The following is a 20,878-nucleotide window of genomic DNA, read 5'->3' as shown; positions in this document are numbered from 1 at the left end:
CGGGGGCCGGACGGGCCGCCGCCAGGATCAGCGGCGGCCCGAAAGCTCAGCCCTGCCGGGTACGGGTCGGCAGCGCGCACCCGGCCTTGTGCTCTCCTGGCTGCTGCTGTGGGTGCAGGCGCCGGTGCCGGGCCCGGCGGAGCTGTCGGTCGCCATCGGGCTGCTGCGGTACCTGATCTGCGTCCTGGCCGTGCTCGTCGGCGCGCTCCTCGCCGTCCGCCAGCGGATGGCCGAGGTTCCCGCGATCGGCCGGACGGTGTGGGCGATGGCCCTGCTCCTGCCGGTGGCCGGGCTGCTGGTGACGCCGGTGACCATGGCCTTCGCGTGGACCACCGGCTACAGCACCGCGCTTCCGGTGGTGCTGGTCGAAGCGGCGCTGGTGGGTGGCGCGTTGGCCGGGGCAACGGCGCTGGCCCGCTGGTGGGCGCTCGCACCCGCGCTGCGCGATGCCCGCCCGGCTGCCGCCGAGGGCCGTTGACCCGCCCGGCGCCGTGACCGTGGTCCCCTCCGACGGCGGGCCGCCGGAGGGGTGCGCCCGTCAGGAGGGCTCGCCCGGCCCGGGGAGCTGGCCCGCCAGCTCGCCGGCGAGCAGCCCGATCTGCCATTCGCGGGCGCCGAATCCGCGCAGCGTCTCCGCGACCGTGTCCTCGGTGATCTCCTCGGGGGGTTGCCAGGCGAGGCGGCGGACGTAGTCCGGCGCGATCAGGTTCTCCGGCGGCAGGTTGTGCGCGCCGGAGATCCGCAGCACCACCTCCCGGCTGCGGGCCAGCCGGCCGGCCGCCACCGGGTCCCGTTCCGCCCACCGGTGCGGCGGGGGCGGGCCCTCCACGACCGGCGTCACCGGCAGCGCGTCGTCGGGCAGTTGGCGCGCGTCGTCCAGGGCCGCCAGCCAGGTACGGGCCAGCCGGCGTACCGAACGGCCACCGAAGCCGGGCAGGGTGAGCAGGCTCTTCTCGTCCTTCGGATCCAGCTCGGCGGCGGCCACGATCGCCGAGTCCGGCAGCACCCGCCCCGGGGCCGCGTCCCGCCGTGCGGCGATCTGGTCCCGGGCGTACCAGAGGGAACGGACCCGGGCCTGCGCCCGGGCGCCGCGAACCCGGTGGATGCCGGAGGTGCGCCGCCACGGCTCGGCCCGCACCCGCGGCGGACGGGCGCCGTTGCGGACCAGCGCGGCGAACTCCTCCGCCGCCCACTCCGACTTGTCCTGCCGGCGCAGCTCCTCGTCGAGGGCGTCGCGCAGGTCGACCAGCATCTCCACGTCGAGCGCCGCGTACGTCAGCCACGACTCCGGGAGCGGCCGGCTGGACCAGTCCGCCGCCGAGTGGTGCTTCTCCAGTGTGTAGCCGAGCAGCTGCTCGGTCAGCGCGGCGAGGCCGACCCGCTCGAACCCGGCCAGCCGGGCGGCCAGCTCGGTGTCGAAGAGCCGACGCGGGCGCAACCCCACCTCGGCGAGGCAGGCGAGGTCCTGGCTGGCGGCGTGCAGCACCCATTCGGCCTCGGCGATCGCCGCGTCGAGGGCGGAGAGGTCGGGCAGCGGCAGCGGGTCGATCAACGCGGTGCCGGCACCGGCCCGCCGTAGCTGCACGAGATAGGCCCGCTGGCTGTAGCGGTATCCGGAGGCGCGCTCGGCGTCCAGGGCCACCGGGCCGATGCCCGCGGCGAAGCGCGCGACGACCTCGTCCAGTTCGTTGGACGTGGTCACCGGCGCGGGGGTGCCCTCGCGGGGCGCGGTGAGCGGCACGGGCCCGTCGGCGCTGGGTTCGGTCCCCGCGTCCGCTGGCTGCGGCGCGGCCGACGACGGTTGGGGCGATGCCTCTCCCGTATGGCTCTCGGCGGCCCGACGGCGCAGGGGTGGTTCGTCGGTCACCTGACAACCCTAGTTCGCCGGGGGATCCGGTGTGCGCAGCCGGTCCGCCGTGTGTCGGCGGGATGAGCGGCGGGTGTCGCGACGGAGCCGGGTGGCGCCGGCATGACAGGGTCGGACAACGGGGGAGACAAACCCCGTTCGCGCCGGTACGGTCCATCGGGCCGTGGCGGTGCCGAGGGCTGCCGAACGGCGTCGGGCGGGGGCGTTCACGGGGAGGATCGAGCGATCATGACGGCTGGCTACCGGGCGGGCGACGGGGTGCCGGAGCAGGACGGGGGCGAGGTGACCGACGCCACCCCGGCGGTCGGGCCCGGTGGCGGCTTCGCCATCCCGCCCGCCGTTCCCGGCGTCGGTGGTGGTCCGGCCGGCGACCAGCGCACCGGCGTTCCCGGCCAGCCTGCCGGCGTTCCCGGTCAGCCCGGCGCCGTTTCGAGCCGGCCTGCCGGCGTTCCGGGCCAGCCTGCCGGCCTGCCCGGCCAGGTCGGTGTGCCGGGGCAGCCGGTCGGGCCGGCGGGCCGGGCCACCTGGCCCCCGACGCCGAACAGCGGGCCGTGGGCCGGGCCGGTGGGCGCGGCAGCCCCGGCCGGCCAGGGCGCATGGCCGGCCGCCCAGCCCGGCGTCGTGCCCGGTCAGCCGAGCGGTGCCGAGCCCAGCCTCCCGGGCCGCCCTGCCGGCCAAGCCACCCCACCCGCCCAGCTGGGACAGCCCGCCGGCCTGCCCGGCCAGCCCGTCGGTGTGCCCGGCCAGCCGGTTTCCGGTCCGGCGTATCCGGGCCAGCCGGTTTCCGGTCCGGCGTATCCGGGCCAGCCGGTCTCCGGACCGGGTTACCCGGCGCAGGCCGCCTCCGTGCCCGCGTACCCTCCCGCGGGCGGCTCCGGCGGCCGGCGTCGGCTGCCGGTGGTGGCGTTCGCGCTGGCCGCCGTGCTGACCGTGGTCGCGGGCGTGCAGGCGTACCAGATCTACCGGCTGAACGACCGGCTCGCCGCCACCGACCGGCGGCTGGCCGAGGCCCAGGGGGCGGACGGCCGCCGTCTGGACGGCCTGGAGAAGCGGACGGAGACACTGGAGAAGCAGGCCGGGGCAGCCTTCAACCCGGAGGCCGTGGCCAGCGCCGTGCTGCCCAGCGTGTTCCGCGTCCGGGCCGGCGACTTCACCGGTACGGCCTTCGCGATCGGCAAACCGCTGGCGGGCGGCGGCACCACGCTGCTCACCAACTTCCACGTGGTGGAGTCGGTCTACGACGCCGGCGGGCGGAAGGTCTTCCTGGAGCGGACCGGCCAGCGCTTCGAGGCCACCGTCGTCAAGGTCGACAAGGACAAGGACCTCGCCCAGCTGCGTACCAGCGCCCGGTTCACCGGGCTGGTCGCGGCTGCGGAGCCGGTCCGGTCCGGGCAGCAGATTGTGGTGGTCGGCGCCCCGCTCGGCCTGCAGGACAGCGTGACCACCGGAGTGGTGAGCGCGTTCCGCAAGGACGAGGACGGCTCGGGCCCGGTGATCCAGTTCGACGCCCCGATCAACCCCGGCAACTCCGGCGGACCGGTGATCAACGGGGGCAAGGAGGTCGTCGGCATCGCCACCGCCAAGGCCCGGGACGCCGAGGGCATCGGCCTCGCCGTGCCGATCAAGACCGCCTGCGCAACGTTCAAGGTCTGCTGACCGGCGCCCGCCGGTCGTCTTGACCGCCTAGCGCATCCTCAGGCGGGGCCCCGGTCTCGTCGATTCGCGGAATTCTCGCCCGTCGGGGCCACCCACGGGGACCAGCAACCTGGAGGAAACGACATGTCCCAGCCACCGACCGGAGCGGAGGGCTACCCGCCCCAGCCGCCGGGCGGCACCGTCTACGGCGCCCCGTACGGCGGCGGCCAGCCCGCACCCCAGCACTTCCCGGCCGCCCAGCCGCCGGCCCAGCAGCCCCCGGCCGGTCAGCAACCGCCGACCCAGCCGTTCCCGGCCGGCCAGCAGCCGACCCAGCCGTTCCCGGCGGGCCAGCCGGTGCCCCAGCAGTACGGCGGGCCCGAGCCGACCGTGGCCCAGCCCGTCCCGCCGGCCCCGGTGCCGCCGGTCGCCGGCCCGTACGCGCCCGGCTCCGCCCCGGTCTCCGCCCCCGGCTACCCGCAGCCCACGTCGCCCCCGCCGATGTCCGCTCCGCCGGTGTCCGGCCCCGGGTTCGGGCCGCAGCCGATGTCCGCGCCGCCCGGTGCGGTCCCGCCGTACGGGGCACCCGCCCCGCGCCCGGGCAAGGGGCGGGCCGCACTGGTTCTCGCGCTCGTCGCCGGGCTGCTCTTCGTCCTCGGCGGCGTGATGACCGGCCTCTACGTGACCACGAACGGGAAGCTGAACACCGCCGAGCAGAAGGTCAGCCAGCGGGACGGCACCATCGCGGCGAACCAGCAGGAGATCGAGAAGCTCACGACCGATCTGCAGAAGGTGCGGGACAAGCTCGCCGACACCGAGCAGAACCTCACCGGCACCAAGAACGACCGGGACGAGCAGGCCCGGCAGAAGAAGGTCATCGCCACCTGCCTGGAGAAGCTGACCAGCGCACTCAGCGCGGCGTCCCGGGGCGACAAGGCGGCCTTCGACAAGGCCAGCAAGGGTATGGACAAGGTCTGCGACGAGGCCGAGAACTACCTCTGACGGCCGCGTTCCACGGGCCGCTCCGGTCGTCCGGGGCGGCCCGTCGCCGTGCCTTGCGGCGGTGCGGCGGCGACGGCGGGTCGGATCTCCGGGTGGCGGGCGGTCAGGCGGCGCCGGCGGACCGGCGGGACGGCAGGGCCGTCACGCCGGGTGGCGGCAGACCGGCCGTCGAGGCGAGCAGGGCGCACCAGCCGAGCAGGTGCGGGGCCAGGTCGACGCCGAGCGGCGTCCACGAGGCCCGGATCTCGATGTCCCCGGCGGCGGGCGGCCCGGCCAGCTCGCCGAACCGGGTGGAGAGCGTCTGGGTGACGGTGCCGCCGATGGCCCGATGCCGGGCGTCCTGCGCGTCCAGCGCGTCGGTCAGCCAGGTCCAGCCCACCCCGGGCAGCAACGGGTCACTGGCCAGGTCCACCTCCAGCTCGGCGGTCACGTAGGTGACCAGCCGCAGGGTGCCCTGCCACGCCTCGTGCCCGGCCGGGTCGTGCAGCAGGATCAGCCGCCCGCTGGCCACCTCGTCGCCGTCCCGGAGCACCGCCGCGGAGAGCGCGAACGCGTACGGGGCCAGGCGCTGGGGGGCACCGACCTCCTCCAGCAGGATCTCGGCGCGGGGTGTCACCGATCGCAACCCGGCGACCGCGCGGGCGAACGTTTCCGGGAGCGCGATCGGGGGGGCCATGCCGGCAGCCTATGCCGCCGCCGTCCCGTACGGCGCAACGGCGCGCCGAGCGGCCGGGCCGTGTTAGAAGGGAACCCTTCTCTACCGCAGGCGTTAACAGGGGGCCCCTCCTTGTACGTCACAAAAGGTGACGGGGGCGGCGGGCCGGGCCCGACGGCGTGGCACGATTGCCGCGATGAGCACCGACACCACGGGCGCCGCTGCCCGACACGGAGAGCCTCGCCACGGCGGGCCGGCCCAGTCTCCCTTCGTCCGGGCCTGCCGGCGCGAGCCCGGGCCGCACACCCCGGTCTGGTTCATGCGTCAGGCGGGCCGGTCGCTGCCGGAGTACCGGGAGATCCGGGCCAACGTGCCGATGCTGGAGTCGTGCCGCCGCCCCGAGCTGGTCACCGAGATCACCCTCCAGCCGGTCCGCCGGCACGGGGTGGACGCGGCGATCCTGTTCAGCGACATCGTGGTGCCGGTGGCCGCGGCCGGCGTCGACCTGGACATCGTGCCCGGCACCGGGCCGGTGGTGGCCGAGCCGGTCCGCACCGCCGCCGACGTCGACCGGATCCGCCCGATCACCCGCGACGACGTGTCCTACGTGGACGAGGCGGTCCGGCTGCTCGTCGCCGAGCTGGGCGACACCCCGCTGATCGGCTTCGCCGGCGCCCCGTTCACCCTGGCCAGCTACCTGGTCGAGGGCGGGCCGTCGCGTACCCACGCGAAGACCAAGGCGCTGATGTACGGCGACCCGGACCTGTGGCACGCGCTCTGCGCCCGGCTGGCCGAGGTGACCCTGTCCTTCCTGCGGGTGCAGGTCGACGCCGGGGTCTCCGCGGTGCAGCTCTTCGACTCCTGGGCCGGCGCGCTCTCCGAGGCCGACTACCGGCGCTACGTGCTGCCGCACTCGACCCGCGTGCTCGGCAGCCTGGCCGACGACTGCTCCGGGTCGCAGCGCGGCGACAGACGCGCCGAGCCGGAGCGGTCGCCAGGGGTGCCCCGGATCCACTTCGGGGTGGGCACCGCCGAGCTGCTCGGCGCGATGGGCGAGGCCGGCGCCGACGTGGTCGGCGTGGACTGGCGTACGCCGCTGGACGTGGCGACCCGCCGGATCGGCCCGGACAAGGCCGTGCAGGGCAACCTCGACCCGTGCGTGCTGTTCGCCCCGTGGCCGGTGGTGGAGACCGAGGTGCGCCGGATCCTCGACGAGGGCCGCGCCGCCCCCGGTCACGTGTTCAACCTCGGCCACGGCGTCCTGCCGGAGACCGATCCGGACGTGCTGACCCGGGTGGTCGCGCTGGTGCACGAGCTGTCCGCGCGCCCGGTGGAGTAGGGGAGGGACCGTGGCGCGACCGTACCGGGTGGCGATCGTCGGTGGCGGGATCGCCGGGCTGGCCGCCGCCGTCCGGTTGCGCGACCGCGCCCCCGCCGGCACCGAGGTCACCGTGTACGAGCAGTCCGGCCGCCTCGGCGGCAAGCTGCGCACCGGTGAGCTGGCCGGGCAGCCCGTCGAGTTCGGCGCCGAGTCGTTCCTGATGCGTGACCCGGCCGGCGGGGAGTCCGCCGCGGTCGCCCTGGTCCGCCGGCTCGGCCTGACCGACCGCATCGTGCACCCGACCGTCGGGCAGGCCGCCCTGGTGGTCGACGGCGGGCTGCGCCCGGTGCCGGGCGGCACCCTGGTCGGCGTACCCGGTGATCTGGAGAAGGTGGCGGCGGTGGCGCGGCCGGCGGCGGACGCCGACACCGACGGCGGCCGTCCGCTGCTCGACCCGGACGCCGACGTGCCGGTCGGCGCGCTGGTCCGTGCGCGCTTCGGCGACGAGGTGGTGGACCGGCTGGTCGATCCGATGCTCGGCGGCGTCTACGCCGGCCGGGCCGACGATCTGTCCCTGGTCACCACCATGCCGGCCCTCGCGCGGGCGGCCCGGGTCGAGCACACCCTGGTCGGGGCGGTCCGGGCCGCGCAGGCCGCCGCGCCCCGCGCCCCCGGTGCGCCGGTCTTCGGCACCCTGGCCGGCGGGATGAGCACCCTGGTCGAGGCGGCGGCGCGGTCCAGCGGCGCGACGATCCGCCGGGACGCGGCGGTCCGCGAGCTGGCACGCACCCCGGCCGGGTGGCGGCTCACCGTCGGCCCCACCCGCGACCCGCAGAACATCGACGTCGACGCGGTGGTGCTCGCGGTGCCGGCCTGCCCGGCCGCCCGGCTGCTCGCCGACCCGGCACCCGAGGTGGCCGCCGCCGTCGGCGGGCTGGACTACGCCAGCGTCGCGCTGGTCACCATGGCCCTGCCGGAGCCGGAGCTGCCGGAGCTCTCCGGGTTCCTGGTGCCGGCGACCGAGGGGCTGCTGATCAAGGCGGCCACGTTCTTCACCACCAAGTGGGGTCACCTGCGCCGGGCGGACGGGCTCGCCCTGGTCCGCGCCTCGGTCGGCCGGTACGGCGAGGAGACGTCCCTCCAGCTCACCGACGACGACCTGGTCGCCACCGTGCACCGGGAGCTGTCGAAGGTGCTGGACACGTCGCTGCCCACCCCGGTCGGCCGGCACGTGCAGCGGTGGGGCGGTGCCCTGCCGCAGTACACCCCCGGCCACCTCGGCCGGGTGGCGGCGGCCCGGGCGGCGCTGCGCGCCGCCCACCCGACGCTGGCCCTGGCCGGGGCCGGCTACGACGGCGTCGGAATTCCGGTCTGCGTCCGCTCCGGCGAGACGGCGGCCGAAGAGATCATCACAGCACTGGGAGGATCGGCATGACCGAGCAGACCAACGCGGCACGGCTGCGGGAGCTCAACGAGACCATCCGTTACACCATGTGGTCGGTGTACCGGGCGACCAGTCCCCTCCCGTCCCTGCGCGAGAACGTCGTCGACGAGGTCGAGTCGCTCTTCGAGGAGCTGGCCGGCAAGGACGTCACCATCCGCGGCACGTACGACGTGGCCGGCCTGCGCGCCGACGCCGACCTGATGATCTGGTGGCACTCCTCGTCCAGCGACGCGCTCCAGGACGCGTACCTGCGGTTCCGCCGGACCACGCTGGGCCGGGCACTCACCCCGGTCTGGTCGCAGATGGCGCTGCACCGGCCGGCCGAGTTCAACAAGAGCCACATCCCGGCGTTCCTGGCCGACGAGGAGGCGCGGGCGTACGTCTGCGTCTACCCCTTCGTCCGGTCGTACGAGTGGTACCTGCTGCCGGACGCCGAGCGGCGCGAGATGCTGGCCGAGCACGGCCGGATGGCCCGCGGCTACCCGGACGTACGGGCCAACACGGTGGCCTCCTTCGCCCTCGGCGACTACGAGTGGATGCTCGCCTTCGAGGCCGACGAGCTGCACCGGATCGTCGACCTGATGCGCGACCTGCGGGCCTCCCGGGCCCGCCGGCACGTCCGCGAGGAGGTCCCGTTCTACACCGGCCGCCGCCGCTCCATCGCCGACATCGTCACCTGCCTGGTCTGAAAGGACGGGCCCCCGGTCAACGTCTGGCGTTGACCGGGGGCCCGTCAACCGGCTGCCCCTCCCGCCGCATCGGGGTGTGCGGGATGCCGTCGTCGAGGTAGCCGGGGCCGCTCACCGTGAAGCCGTGGCCGGCGTAGAAGGCGACCAGGTGGCTCTGCGCCTCCAGCACGCACGGCCCGCCGCCGACCAGGGCCAGTGCCTCGGTCATCAGCCGGCCGGCCAGGCCCGCGCCGCGGGCCGCCGGCGCCACCACCACCCGGCCGATCCGGGCCACGCCGCCCGGGTCGGCCAGGATCCGCAGGTACGCCACCACGACGCCGTCGCGGGTCAGCCAGAGGTGCCGGGTGCCGGGTTCGACGTCCCGGCCGTCCAGCTCCGGGTACGGGCAGGACTGCTCCACCACGAACGTGTCGATGCGCAGCCGGAGCAGGTCGTGGAAGGTGCGGGCGTCCAGTTCGGCGAAGCTCGCGACGTGCGACTCGATGGGCATCCCGCGATGTTAGGTCGCGTCCGCCTCGCGGCCCCGGTCGGCCCGGGCCGGGGCGGCCCGGGCGACGGTGACCCGTCGCCGGAGCAGGGTGCCGACGGCGGCCACCCCGACCAGCGCGGCGACGACGACGGCGACGCCCCAGGGGCCCAGCCCGGCCAGCCACCCGCTCACCGCGCCCTGCACCCGGCCGGCGGCGGCGATCATCGGATCGTCGGCGTCGCCGCCGGCGAAGAGCCGGACCTCGTACCAGCCGTACCAGGCCACGTAGCCACCGGTGAGCACCAGCAGCAGGCCGGCCAGCCGGCCGAGCAGCGGCGCGGCCCGCCGGGTGCGCCGGACCAGGGATTCCCGGGCCAACGCCACCGCGAGGGCCGCCGCGCCGACCGCCAGCCCCATGCCGAGGGCGTACGCGACGAAGAGGCCGACCCCCGCTGCGGGGCTGCCGGCCCGGAAGCCGGCCACCACCACGGCGAGGAACGGCCCGACCGTGCAGCCGAGCGAGGCCACCGCGTATGCCACGCCGAAGAGCGCCATCGAGCCGAACCGGGCCCGGACCGCCGGCCCGGCCGCCGGCCGCGGGGTGACGGTGGGCAGCTGGCGGCCGGCGAGAAGCCACCCACCGGCCGCCACCAGCGCCGCACCGATGAGCACCGACACCCATGGCAGCCGACGCGCGACGGTGTCCGCGACTGGCCCGGCGAGTAGACCGAACGCGCCGAAGACCGCGACGAAGCCGACGGTCATCGCGCCGGTCAGGGCCATCGCCCGGCCCACCGGCGCGAGGGGTCCCCGGGCGGCTGCCGGGCCGTCGCCCAGCACCAGCACCGACAGGTACGCGGGCAGCAGCGCGAACCCGCACGGGTTCACCGCGGCGAGCAGGCCGGCGGCGACCGCCAGACCGTAGGGGGCGTCGGGCATGTCAGGTCAGCTCGGCGATCCGCCGGCGCAGCTCCGCCTGGGACAGCGCCCCGGAGTGCACCACCGTGCCGGTCGAGTCGAGCAGGACGTACCACTCCTGGCTGGTGACGCCGAACCGGCGCCACACCGCGCCCTCGTCGTCGGCCAGGTGCGGGAAGGCGGCGATGCCGGTGTCCCGGGCGAAGCGCCGCATGGCGTCGGCGCCGCTGCCCAGCCCGGCCACCCCGATCAGGGTGACCCGGTCGGCGTTGTCCCGCCGCACCGCGGCCACGTCGTCGGCGACGCCCCGGCAGCGGCTGCACCAGGCCGCCCAGAACCACAGCACGGCCGGCTTGCCGGCGAGGCTGCTGCCGGCGAACGACCCGCCGTCGATGGTGCGCGCGGTGAAGTCCAGCGTGGTCGGTACCGGGGCGGCGGGGCCGCCCGTCGTGGCGGCGGACGCCGGGGCTGAGGCCGCCGGGGCTGAGGCCGCCGGCGCCGAGGCTGCCGGGGCCGCGTCGTCGGTCGGCTGGTCGGCGCCTGCGCAACCGGCGAGGGCGAGAACGGCGGTCAGCGTGAGCGGCAGCAGTGGCGATCTGGTGGCAGGCATGGCCGGGATGCTATCCACGGCCGAGCGCTTCCGACCCTTACCGCCCGGTTACGGCTCCCGTCAGGCCGGGCGGGCGCCCACCGCGTCGCGGATCTCGGCGCCCTGGGCGCCCTCCACCGCGCGGGCACAGTGGGCGCAGCAGAAGAAGCGGCCGGAGACCTCGACGCCATGGCCGACGATCTTCGTCTGGCAGTGCTCGCAGATCGGCGCCATCTTGTGGATCGCGCACTCGAAGCAGTCGAAGGTGTGCGTGGCGCCGCTGGCCGTGCGCACCTCGAACGCCATCCAGTAGTCGTTGCCGCAGACCTCACAAGTAGCCATACGAAACCCCCCGAAAACGGACCTGTCATCCCAGGGTCGGTGAGCGGACACCGCGCGGCAACCGGAACCCGCGAACCTGATCCGGCTCGACGGCATGTCGCCCCCGGCGTGTCGCGCGTTAGGCCGGGTGACCGCCCCGACACCCCCCGGGAGGACCGTGTGATCAAGCGCAACAGGCTTTTCGGCAACCAGACCCGGGTCACCTTCTGCCTCCCCCGGGACACCCCGCCCGGCCCGGTGAGCGTGGTCGGCTCTTTCAACGGCTGGGAGCCCGGCCGGCACGAGCTGGTGCCCCGCCGCGACGGCACCCGGACGGTGACGGTCAGACTCGGCCCCGGCGAGCACCGCTTCCGCTACCTGGCCACCGGCGGGGTGTGGCTGGACGACGACTCCGCCGACGCGATCGACGAGCAGGGCTCCCGTCTCCTGCTCTGATCAGCCCGTCGCGGGGCCGCCGGGTCAGCCCTGCTTCGGCTCCAGCCGGACGGAGACCGAGTTCACGCAGTGCCGGGTGTCCTTCGGGGTGAAGCCCTCACCCTCGAAGACGTGCCCCAGGTGGCTGTCGCACCGGGCGCAGCGGATCTCCGTACGCCGCATGCCGAGGGTGTTGTCGGGAAGCTCCTTCACCGCGCCCGGGATGGCGTCGTCGAAGCTCGGCCAGCCGCAGTGCGAGTCGAACTTGTCCTCGCTGCGGAACAGCTCCGCCCCGCAGGCCCGGCAGTGGTAGACGCCGGGGGTCTTGGTGTCGACGTACTCGCCGGTCCACGGTGGCTCCGTGCCGTGCTCGCGGAGCACCCGGAACTCCTCGGGGCTCAGCCGGACCCGCCACTCTTCCTCGGTACGGGGCAGTTCGCTCTCGGAAAGACTCACCGGTCAACGGTACGACGAGCGTCGGTGCCATCGCATATGGTCGCCAAATGGGTGCGACGAAGGCCGCGGCCGAGGAGATCGAGGTCGCCGGGCACACCGTACGGTTGAGCAGCCCGGATCGGGTCATCTTCCCGCAGCGCGGCTTCACCAAGGCGGACGTCTTCCACTACTACCTGTCCGTGGGCGACGGGATCATGCGCGCCCTGCGCGACCGGCCCACCACGTTGCAGCGCTTCCCCGAGGGCATCGAGGGGGAGATGTTCTTCCAGAAGCGGGTGCCGGCCCGGGGCGTACCCCCGTGGGTCCAGACCGCGGAGATCAGCTTCCCCAGCGGCCGGAAGGCCGCCGAACTCTGCCCGGCCGACCTGGCGCACGTGGCCTGGGCCGCGCAGATGGGCACGGTGGTCCTCCACCCCTGGCCGGTGCGCGCCACCGACGTCGACCGCCCCGACGAGCTGCGGATCGACCTGGACCCGCAGCCCGGCACCGACTTCACCCACGCGGTCACCGCCGCCGGCGAGCTGCGGGCGCTGCTGGACGAGCTGGGGGTGACCGGCTGGCCGAAGACGTCCGGCGGCCGGGGCGTGCACGTCTACCTGCGCATCCAGCCGCGTTGGACGTTCGTCGAGGTGCGCCGGGCCACCATCGCGCTGGCCCGTGAACTGGAGCGCCGCCGCCCCGAGCTGGTGACCACCGCATGGTGGAAGGAGGAGCGAGGCAGCCGGGTCTTCGTCGACTTCAACCAGATGGCCCGGGACCGGACCATCGCCTGTGCGTACTCGCTGCGGGCCAACGCGCGGGCCACCGTCTCCACCCCGGTCCACTGGGACGAGCTGACCGAGGTGGACCCGGACGACTTCGACCTGCGCACCGTGCCGGCCCGGATCGCCGAGCGGGGTGACCCGCACGCCGGCATCGACGACGCCCCGTGGGACCTCACCCCGCTGCTCGAGTGGGCCGAGCGGGACGCCGCCGCCGGGCAGGGCGACCTGCCGTATCCGCCGGAATACCCGAAGATGCCGGGCGAGCCGAAGCGGGTGCAGCCCTCCAAGGACCGCGACCGCCCGCGCGCCTGAGGCGGGCGCCCGAGCCGGCGACCGGCGGCTGGCCGGTCACGGCTTCGGGCACGCCACCAATCACGGATTGCGGCATCCTGCCCCTCCGCTCGCTCGGATCCCGGTAACGATCATGTAACGGGCGCGAACCTTTTCCGACCCCCGACTGGTCTTCCTGTTCGTCGGCCCGACCGGGGGCCAGGGGAGGGCCGGATGAGACTGGTGTGGAAGCGGGCCAACGAGGCGCGTGGGCTGCTGCTGGCCGCGGTGGCCGCGGCGCTGGTGGCAGTCGCGTTGGTCACCGGGCTCACCGACTACAACCGCCGGGCGGTGGAGGCTGGCCAGCGGGCAATGCTCGCCGGAGCCACCTATGAGGAGCGCAGCCTGCTGGTGAGTGGCTCCGGCGGCCGGGACGCCACCGAGCTGGCCACCCGGGATCGGGCGATCCGCCAGGCGTTCGCCAATGGTCTCGGTGGCGCTCCGGTCACCGTCACCGGTGCCCGGTACGGCGGCGGTCGGGAACTGACCGGTGACCTCGGCCCGCAGGTCCGGGCTGACGACGACCCCGTCTTTGCCAACCTCGCGGCCCTGGACGACCTGCCCGTGCACGCCGAACTGGCCGCCGGTGCCTGGCCCACCGCCGGGGCAAGCCCGTTGGAGGTGACGCTGCCGGAGAAGGTCGCCGGCGCGCTGGGGATGACCGTCGGCGAACGGGTGCCGATGCTCGACCGCAGCACCGAACGGGCTGGCGAGGTGGTGCTCATCGGGACCTGGCGGCCGCGTGACCCGGCCGAGCCGTACTGGCGGTTGGCGCCCGGATTGGGGGTGGGCAGCGCGGCGGAATCCGACACCTCGTACGGGCCATTCGTGCTCGACCCGGCGGACTTCGCCGCGACGTTCCCGGGCTCGGTCTCAGCGTGGTGGGTGGTCGAGCCGGATCTCGCGGCGGCGGCCCGGAAAGGTCGGCTGCTCGACGTCCGGCAGGCGGTCACCGACGCTGTCAGCGAGATGCCCGAAGCCGCCGGGCTCGGCTCCTCCGTGCAGATCGTCACCGCGATGGACCGGTTGCTCAGCCGGATCGCCCGGGCCGATCTGGTGGGGCGGTCCTCGCTGACCACCCCTGTGCTGCTGATCGTGGTCCTCGGCGGCTATGCGTTGGTGCTGGTCGCCGCGCTGCTGCATGAGGACCGGCGGAACCAGACCGCCCTGCTGCGGGCCCGGGGTGCCGCACGGGGACAGCTAGCTGGCCTCGCCGCCCGGGAGGCGGCGCTCGTCGTCCTACCGGCCGCAGTGCTCGGTCCGCTTCTCGCTGGCGAGGCACTACAACGTGCGGGCAGCGGCGATCTGAGCGCCCCGGCACTCACCGGCAGCAGCCGCACGCTGCTCTGGGTGGTGGCGTCGGTCACCGCCGCTGGCTGCCTGGTCGCGATGGTCGCCCCGACGCTGCGCGGGGCTGGGACGTACGTCGCCGACATGGCGTCCCGGTCCCGGCCCGCCCGGTCCGCCATCGTGCAGCGGGCCAGCCTGGACCTGGTATTGGTCGGGTTCGCGGTGCTGGCCTGGATGCAGCTGCGTCAGTACTCCTCGCCGGTGACCGGTGCGGCCGGGCGGCTCGGGGTGGACCCGCTGCTGGTCGCCGCGCCGACGCTGGGCGTGCTCGCCGGCGCCGTGGTGGCGTTGCGGCTGCTCCCACCCGCAACCCGGTTCGCCGAACGCTTCATCGACCGCAGGCTGTGGACGGCGACCATCCTTGGCATGTGGCAGGCGGGGCGCCGCCCGCACGCCGGGCCGGTGCTGCTGCTGGCCCTCGCCGTCGGTGGCAGCACCCTGGCCTGGTCGTTGGTCGCCACCGGCGAGCGGTCCCTCGTCGACCAGGCCAACCACACCGTCGGCGCCGACCTGCGGCTCACCGAACGCGACGGAGTCGCCCCGATCGGCCGGACCGACGAGCTCGGGTCCGTGGCCGGCGTGGAGCGGGCACTGCCGGCCTGGCGGGATGAGATCCGGGTCGGCCGCGGCGACCTGCCGGCCACCGTGGTGAGCCTTGACGCGGCGGCCGCGGCACAGGTGGTGCAGCTCGACGAGCGACTGGCCGGTGGGCCGGTGCGGGCGCTGTTCGACCGGCTGGTCCGGGCGCGGAGTGCGCGGGCCGGGGTCGAGCTGCCCGCCGGCACCCGGTCGGTTACTGGCACCCTCCGGACCCCGGTGCAGGATGCCGTGTCCCCGCACCAGGTCGCCGTGTCGATGCTGCTGACCGGGGCGGACGGGCTGGCCTTCCGGCTGCCGTTGCCAAGCACGGGTAGCGACGGCCGGCCGGCGCGGTTCACCGTGAGGTTGCCCGACGTCAAGAGCCTTCGGCTGGCTGGATTCGAGGTCGATGGGGGTGACGTGGCCGGAGAGGCGTACCAGCTGGAGCTGGCCGACCTGCGACTGGTGGGCGCAGACGGGGCGGCTCAACCGGCGCAGCTCGGCGACGCCTGGGTGGCGACCAACGGCCAGCCCGACGGCAAGCTCAGCGTCTCGGCGGCGGCCGATGCGTTGTCGGCCGTGAACGACGTGATCTTCCTGCAGGGCGGCCGGTTCGCATACCAGGGGCCATCCCGCTTCGCCGTGGTGCCGGCCGGCGACAAGCCGCCCGTACCCGCGCTGATGACCCCTCGGGTACGCGAGGCGCTGAGCCTGCACACCGGAGACACCGTCACCCTCTCGCTCTCCGGCGTGTCGCTGCCGGTCACGGTGGTCGGCGAGCTGGTCTCGGTGCCGTCCACCGCGGGCGAGGGCGTGCTGCTGGACCTGCCCACCGCGACGGACTGGCTGCTTCGGGACCGAGGCACGACCCGACCGGTGCAGGAGTGGTGGCTGGACACCGACGCCGATACCCATGCGGCGGCGGCCCGTGCGGCCGCGGATCTGCCCGGCGTCACGGTACTGGACCGGCGGGAAGTGGCCGAACGCGCCGCAGCGGACCCGTACTGGCGGGGCACGCGCGCGGGGCTCCTCGCCGCCGCGCTCGGTGCGGTGCTGCTGGCCCTCGTCGGGTTGATCGTCGACGTCTGGGCCACGGCCCGGCACCGGCTGGGAGAGTTCGCCGTGCTGCACACGCTCGGCGCCACCCCCCGGCTGCTGGCCCGGGCGCTGCTGGCCGAGCAGACCTTCCTCGCCGGGATCGGGGTCGGGGTCGGGTTGCTGCTGGGCGCGGTAGTCGGCGTGACGATGGCCCCCCTGGTCATCCTCACCCCGTCGGCCAGCAGGCCGGTGCCCGAGGCGGCCTTCGTGCTGCCCTGGGCGCCGGTCGGGCTGACCGCGTTCGGCCTGTTGCTGGCGGCGCTGGCCTTCAGCGCGTTCATCGCCCTCGGCATCCGGCAGCGGGTGGCGGCGGCGCAGCTGCGGATCGGGGGAGACCGGTGACCGGGTGGGGCGGAGCGATGACCACGAGCGGGGAGGCGGCGGAATGAGCATCGGCGCGGTCGCCCGCCGGATCCGGGCATACGGTGGGCAGTTCCTGCTGCTCGCCGCGCTGGCCATGGTCGTCATGCTGCTGATCAGCGCAGTGCCGCGGGTGGTCAACTGGCACACCGATCAGGGCCTGCGGACGATGCTGGCCAGCCAACCGGCCGAGAAGCGGGATGTGACGTACTCGACCGGCATGCCGCTGTTCAACGCTGGAAACGGCACGTCGTTGGTGACCGCGTTCGAGGCCGATCTGCCCAGGAAGCAGGCCGAGATGCCGCCGGACGTGCGGAGGTTGGTCGACCAGCGGTGGTTCACCGCGGAGACCGACCCCGGCCGGGTCACGGGCCGGGATCTGGCGGCGAAGAACCTCCTGGTCGACCTCGGTCTGCGGAGCATGCCGGGAATCGCGGAGGCCGGCACCCTGACCGAGGGACGCTGGCCGGCTGCGGGGGCGCGCGGTGAGCCAGTGCAGGTAGCGCTGGCCGCCGAGGTGGCCGGCAAGCTGAACCTGCGGGTCGGCAGCCAACTGGCCCTCGCCGGCCCCGAGTCGCAGACGCCGGAGGGTGCCCCGGAGCCCGTCCGGGTCTCCCTGGTGGGCGTTTTCCAGCCACGTGATCGCGCGGACGGCATCTGGCAGGGCCTGCCCTCGGTCCTGCACGTGGTCGAGCCGCAGGGCGACGGCCAACCGTTCGTCGCGGTGGGGGTCGCAGACAGCGCCGCGCTGGACCGCCTGTCCGTCGACGGCTGGGGCCTGCGGTTCAGCTGGCGCTACCGGTTGGGCACCAGCGACATCAACGCGCGCGAGGTGCCCGGGCTGATCGACAACCTTCAGCGGATGAGCCGGCAGGCCCAGGGCTTCACCCTTGTCCAAGGCCTCGACATCCCGCTGCGGGAGTTCGTGGCCGCGGTGGCCGCCGCCCACACCGTCCTGGCGGTGATCGCGGCCGGCGTGCTGGCGACCCTGGCCGGATTGGTCGTGTTGGCCGCCGGCCTGACCGTCCGCCGGCGCCGGGCCGAGTTCACGCTGCTGCGTGCCCGGGGCGGCACGGCCACCACCGCAGCCCGCCGAAGCCTCGCCGAGTCGTTGCTGGTGATGGTGCCCGCCGCCGCGCTCGGCTGGCTCCTCGGAAACCTGGCACCCGGAGCGCCCGGCGACACTGCGGCGATCGCCGTGGTCGCGGCGGTCCTGCTCACCGTGGCGCTGCCGGTGGCGACCCTCACCGCGCCGACCGGTGTCGCCGGGCGGCGTGATCTGATCAAGCTGCGGCCGTCCGCGCGTCGGATCACGGTGGAGGCGAGCCTGTTGCTGCTCGCCGTGCTCGCGGTCGTGCTGCTGCGCCGCCGCGGCCTCGTCCTCGGTGAGATCGACCCGCTGCTGGTCTCGGTCCCGGTGCTGCTCGGCATCGGCGCGGCGGTGCTGGCCGTACGGCTCTACCCGTGGCCGCTGCGGCTGATCAGCCGGCTCGCCGCTCGGACGCGAGGCAGCGTTGCCTTCCTGGGCACCGCCCGGGCCAGCCGCGCCGTCTTCACAACTCCACTCGTGGTCGTCGTGCTGGCCATCGCGACCGCAGCGTTCTGTGCGGTCGTCGCCGCCGGCATCGAAACGAGCCGGGGCGGACTGGCCACCCAGCGGGTGCCCGCCGACGCGCTGATCCAGGGGGAGCGGATCGCGCCGGAGACCGGGGCGGACCTGGAACGGCTGCCGGGAGTGCGGGCGGCCGCCCCGGTGCTGACGGAGGCGGGCCAGCGTCTGTCGAAGGATGCGATCGGCACGGAATCCCGACTCGGCGAGGTCAGCGTGGTGCTGGTCGACGGGCCAGCCATGACGCGGGTGGTCCGGGAGGCCGGGGTCGAGGTGACCGTGCCCGGGGCGCTGCTCACCGTCGGCGCGCAGCCGGGTCCGCTGCCCGCGGTGGTCTCCCCAGCGGTGGCCACCGACCTGGCCGCCGCCGGCTTGGACCGCTCCGCCTTCGTCACGGTGCAGGGCCAGCGGTACGAGTTCCGGGTGGCCGGGCGGGCCAACAGCTTCCCGATGCTCCGGTCCGACAATGGCAGGTTCGTCGTCCTGCCGTGGCAGTCCCTGCCTCGGCGCGACTACGCCGCCGTGCCGACCGGTTTCCTGGTCGCCGGCGATGGCCTCGATGTCGAGAAGCTGCGCCAGGTAGGCAACGCCGGCCAGTCCCGATTCCAGAAGGACGGGGCGATCGTGGGGCGCGAGCGGTCGCGCGAGGTGGAGGTCCTCACCTGGGCGGAGACCCGCCGGCAGTTGGCCGAGGGCGCCGCGAACGGAGTTCTGGTCTTCGGCTTCATCGCCGGCGCCGCCGTCGGGACGGCGCTGGGGCTGCTGTCGATCGCGTTCGTGGTGCTGGCCGGCGCCCGGGCCCGCGGCCAGGTGCTGTCCCGGCTGCGCACCCTCGGTCTGTCCCGCCGCCAGTGGCGGGGACTGCTGCTGGTGGAGTTGGCTCCCCTGGTCGGCGTGTCGGTGCTCACCGGCGCGCTGGTCGGTGCCCTGCTGCCGCTGCTGCTCACCCCGGTGCTCGGGCTGTCGACCTTCACCAGCGGCGCCCCCGTCCGGGTGGCGTTCGAGCCCCGCCTGGTCGCCGGGGTCGTCGCGCTCGGGGCGGTCGCCCTCGGCTTCGCGGTCGCCGTCGAGGCCCTGAACAACCGCCGGATGCGCCTCGGCGAGGTGCTCCGGCTAGGAGAGGAGAGCTGATGACCGCTACCGCACAGACCCCCGTCGTGCCGGACCTCGCCGACCTGCAGCGGCGGGCCGCCCAGCGCGCCGCCGAGCGGGCCGGGGGCCAGGACCGGCTGCGCGGGCACATCGTCTGCGACGGCCTGGTCCGGATCTTCAAGACCGAGGGGGTGGAGGTGGTCGCGCTGCAGGGGCTCGACCTGGTCATCGACCGGGGTGAGCTGGTGGCGATCGTCGGCGCCTCCGGCTCCGGCAAGTCCACCTTGTTGAACATCCTCTCCGGACTCGACACCCCGACCGCGGGCATCGCCCGGGTGGCGGAGTACGACCTGCTCAACCTCTCCGCCCGACGGCGGCTGAGCTACCGCCGCCAGGTGGTCGGCTTCGTCTGGCAGCAGACCGGCCGGAACCTGCTGCCGTACCTGACCGCGCTGGAGAACGTGGAACTGCCGATGCGGCTGGCCGGAGGTCGGGGCCGGTGGGAGCGCCGGGAACGGGCCCGCGAGCTGCTCGACATGGTCGGCGTCGGCTACTGCGCGGACCGCCGGCCGGGCCAGATGAGCGGCGGCGAGCAGCAGCGCTGCGCGGTCGCCGTGGCGGTGGCCAACGACCCGGAGGTGCTCTTCGCCGACGAGCCGACCGGCGAACTGGACGAGGCGACCGGGGCCGAGGTGTTCGCCGCGCTGCGGACCATCAACGCCGAGCTGGGCGTCACCATCGTGGTGGTCACCCACGACCCCACGGTGGCCGGCCAGGTCCGGCGGACCGTCGCCATCCGCGATGGCAGGACCTCGTCGGAGGTACGCCGGACCGCGCGGGTCACCGCCGACGGCAGCACCGAGCTGGTCAGCGAGGAGTACGCCGTGTTGGACCGGACCGGCCGGATGCAACTGCCGGCGTCCTTCGTGGACGCCCTGTCCCTGCGGGACCGGGTCCGGCTCAACCTGGAACCGGACCACGTCGAGGTGCGGCCCGGCGACCGGGCGCACGCCGAACGGAGCGAGGCATGAGCGAGCGTAACCGAGCGAATCATCAGTGCAGCGCCGTGGTGCCTCATGCCGGCGCCGAGCGTAGCGAGGTGGCGGCATGAGCGAGCAGTTGTCGGTTGCGCCGGTTCGGGTCGCCACCACCGACGAGGTGGTCCGGGTGGAGGGGGTGAGCCGGACCTTCGGCAAGGGCGAGCACGCCGTGCACGCCGTACGGGACGTCTCGTTCTTCGCCGGACGTGGCGAGCTGGTGGTGGTCCGGGGCCGATCCGGCGCGGGCAAGACAACCCTGCTGAACCTCGTCGGCGGCTTGGACCGGCCGGACGCCGGCCGGGTCCGGGTGGCCGGGCAGGACGTGACCGCCGCGGGCGAGCGGGAACTGCTGGCGCTGCGCCGGGGCACCGTCGGCTTCGTCTTCCAGACCTTCGGGCTGGTGCCGATCCTGTCCGCGGCCGAGAACGTCGGGGTGCCGCTGCGGCTGGCCAAGGTGCCGGCCGCGGAGCGGGAGCAGCGGGTGGCCGTGCTGCTGGAACTGGTCGGGCTGGGCGGGCACGCCGCGCAGCGCCCGTTCGAGCTGTCCGGCGGGCAGCAGCAGCGGGTGGCGGTGGCCCGGGCCCTGGCGAACGAGCCGGATCTGCTCATCGCCGACGAGCCGACGGGCCAGCTCGACTCGGAGACCGGGCGGTCCATCATGGACCTGTTGCGGGCCGTGGTGCACGCCCGGGGCATGACCGCCCTGGTCGCCACCCACGACCCGGCCCTGATCGAGCTGGCCGACCGCATCCTGACCCTGCGCGACGGCCGCCTGGTGGACGACTGACCGCCCCGGCTCGCCCCGCCCCGCGCTGCTTCGATCATGAAGTTGTTGTCGCGCCGCCCCGTGCCGGC

At 74.8% G+C, this 20,878-nt stretch carries 18 protein-coding genes and 1 pseudogene; 12 read left to right on the top strand and 7 right to left on the bottom strand.

Annotation, left to right across the window (positions count from 1 at the left end):
• Positions 1 to 478: pseudogene (locus ABZ570_RS23990) on the top strand (hypothetical protein); the annotation flags it as partial.
• Positions 479 to 538: 60 nt separating this feature from the next.
• Here the strand turns inward: ABZ570_RS23990 and ABZ570_RS23985 are convergent.
• Positions 539 to 1,867: an HRDC domain-containing protein gene (locus tag ABZ570_RS23985; protein WP_358067668.1), complete on the bottom strand. Its 1,329-nt coding sequence runs from the start codon at positions 1,865 to 1,867 to the stop codon at positions 539 to 541.
• A gap of 228 nt (positions 1,868 to 2,095) precedes the next feature.
• Here ABZ570_RS23985 and ABZ570_RS23980 point away from each other — a divergent pair, with 228 nt between their 5' ends.
• Together ABZ570_RS23980 and ABZ570_RS23975 are read left to right on the top strand one after the other, a co-directional pair.
• Positions 2,096 to 3,523: a trypsin-like peptidase domain-containing protein gene (locus ABZ570_RS23980; protein ID WP_358067665.1), complete on the top strand. Its 1,428-nt coding sequence runs from the start codon at positions 2,096 to 2,098 to the stop codon at positions 3,521 to 3,523.
• A 123-nt stretch (positions 3,524 to 3,646) separates the two neighbouring features.
• Positions 3,647 to 4,504: a hypothetical protein gene (locus ABZ570_RS23975; protein ID WP_358067662.1), complete on the top strand. Its 858-nt coding sequence runs from the start codon at positions 3,647 to 3,649 to the stop codon at positions 4,502 to 4,504.
• Between the two features lie 103 nt (positions 4,505 to 4,607).
• On the opposite strand, the gene ABZ570_RS23970 is transcribed toward ABZ570_RS23975, so the two are convergent.
• Positions 4,608 to 5,180 carry a DUF3000 domain-containing protein gene (locus tag ABZ570_RS23970; RefSeq protein WP_358067659.1) on the bottom strand — a complete coding sequence of 191 codons (573 nt, stop codon included), beginning with the start codon at positions 5,178 to 5,180 and terminating at the stop codon, positions 4,608 to 4,610.
• Between the two features lie 175 nt (positions 5,181 to 5,355).
• Between ABZ570_RS23970 and hemE the strand changes: the two genes are divergently transcribed.
• The 3 genes from hemE to hemQ are packed head-to-tail and all read left to right on the top strand — an operon-like array spanning position 5,356 to position 8,613.
• Positions 5,356 to 6,498, top strand: a complete 1,143-nt coding sequence (hemE, locus tag ABZ570_RS23965) for a uroporphyrinogen decarboxylase (RefSeq protein ID WP_358067656.1) — start codon at positions 5,356 to 5,358, stop codon at positions 6,496 to 6,498.
• Positions 6,499 to 6,508: 10 nt separating this feature from the next.
• The gene (gene hemG, locus ABZ570_RS23960; protein ID WP_358067653.1) at positions 6,509 to 7,915 is read left to right on the top strand and encodes a protoporphyrinogen oxidase; all 1,407 of its coding nucleotides are present in this window, start codon (positions 6,509 to 6,511) and stop codon (positions 7,913 to 7,915) included.
• Complete coding sequence (gene hemQ, locus ABZ570_RS23955; RefSeq protein ID WP_358067650.1) at positions 7,912 to 8,613, top strand: hydrogen peroxide-dependent heme synthase; 702 nt, start codon at positions 7,912 to 7,914, stop codon at positions 8,611 to 8,613. The genes hemG and hemQ overlap by 4 nt, the downstream gene beginning before the upstream one ends.
• A 16-nt stretch (positions 8,614 to 8,629) precedes the next feature.
• Here hemQ and ABZ570_RS23950 read toward each other — a convergent pair whose 3' ends face one another.
• The 4 genes from ABZ570_RS23950 to ABZ570_RS23935 are packed head-to-tail and all read right to left on the bottom strand — an operon-like array spanning position 8,630 to position 10,931.
• Positions 8,630 to 9,103, bottom strand: coding sequence for a GNAT family N-acetyltransferase (locus tag ABZ570_RS23950; RefSeq protein WP_358067647.1), 474 nt, complete (start codon positions 9,101 to 9,103; stop codon positions 8,630 to 8,632).
• A 9-nt stretch (positions 9,104 to 9,112) separates the two neighbouring features.
• The gene (locus tag ABZ570_RS23945) at positions 9,113 to 10,021 is read right to left on the bottom strand and encodes a cytochrome c biogenesis protein CcdA (RefSeq protein WP_358067644.1); all 909 of its coding nucleotides are present in this window, start codon (positions 10,019 to 10,021) and stop codon (positions 9,113 to 9,115) included.
• A 1-nt stretch (position 10,022) separates the two neighbouring features.
• Complete coding sequence (locus ABZ570_RS23940; protein ID WP_358067642.1) at positions 10,023 to 10,610, bottom strand: redoxin domain-containing protein; 588 nt, start codon at positions 10,608 to 10,610, stop codon at positions 10,023 to 10,025.
• 60 nt (positions 10,611 to 10,670) lie between these two features.
• A complete protein-coding gene (locus ABZ570_RS23935) occupies positions 10,671 to 10,931 on the bottom strand; it encodes a Prokaryotic metallothionein (RefSeq protein WP_358067639.1) in 261 nt (86 codons plus the stop codon).
• 159 nt (positions 10,932 to 11,090) lie between these two features.
• Here ABZ570_RS23935 and ABZ570_RS23930 point away from each other — a divergent pair, with 159 nt between their 5' ends.
• A complete protein-coding gene (locus ABZ570_RS23930; RefSeq protein ID WP_358067636.1) occupies positions 11,091 to 11,366 on the top strand; it encodes an isoamylase early set domain-containing protein in 276 nt (91 codons plus the stop codon).
• Between the two features lie 24 nt (positions 11,367 to 11,390).
• Here the strand turns inward: ABZ570_RS23930 and msrB are convergent, their stop codons facing one another.
• The gene (msrB, locus tag ABZ570_RS23925) at positions 11,391 to 11,801 is read right to left on the bottom strand and encodes a peptide-methionine (R)-S-oxide reductase MsrB (protein ID WP_358067633.1); all 411 of its coding nucleotides are present in this window, start codon (positions 11,799 to 11,801) and stop codon (positions 11,391 to 11,393) included.
• 47 nt (positions 11,802 to 11,848) lie between these two features.
• Between msrB and ligD the strand changes: the two genes are divergently transcribed.
• The 5 genes from ligD to ABZ570_RS23900 all read left to right on the top strand — a co-directional run bounded on the left by ligD (position 11,849) and on the right by ABZ570_RS23900 (position 20,810).
• Entirely contained in the window at positions 11,849 to 12,877 is a 1,029-nt protein-coding gene (ligD, locus tag ABZ570_RS23920) for a non-homologous end-joining DNA ligase (protein WP_358067630.1), read from the top strand.
• 192 nt (positions 12,878 to 13,069) lie between these two features.
• A complete protein-coding gene (locus ABZ570_RS23915; protein ID WP_358067627.1) occupies positions 13,070 to 16,264 on the top strand; it encodes an FtsX-like permease family protein in 3,195 nt (1,064 codons plus the stop codon).
• A 43-nt stretch (positions 16,265 to 16,307) separates the two neighbouring features.
• Complete coding sequence (locus ABZ570_RS23910) at positions 16,308 to 19,022, top strand: FtsX-like permease family protein (RefSeq protein WP_358067624.1); 2,715 nt, start codon at positions 16,308 to 16,310, stop codon at positions 19,020 to 19,022.
• Complete coding sequence (locus ABZ570_RS23905) at positions 19,022 to 20,014, top strand: ABC transporter ATP-binding protein (protein ID WP_358067621.1); 993 nt, start codon at positions 19,022 to 19,024, stop codon at positions 20,012 to 20,014. Before ABZ570_RS23910 ends, ABZ570_RS23905 begins: the two co-directional genes overlap by 1 nt.
• 76 nt (positions 20,015 to 20,090) lie before the next feature.
• A complete protein-coding gene (locus ABZ570_RS23900) occupies positions 20,091 to 20,810 on the top strand; it encodes an ABC transporter ATP-binding protein (protein ID WP_358067618.1) in 720 nt (239 codons plus the stop codon).
• The last annotated feature ends 68 nt before the right edge of the window (positions 20,811 to 20,878 follow it).

It is taken from the genome of Micromonospora sp. NPDC007271, assembly GCF_040634005.1.
Lineage (GTDB): Bacteria > Actinomycetota > Actinomycetes > Mycobacteriales > Micromonosporaceae > Micromonospora.
This window is presented reverse-complemented; position numbering and strand designations above follow the sequence as displayed.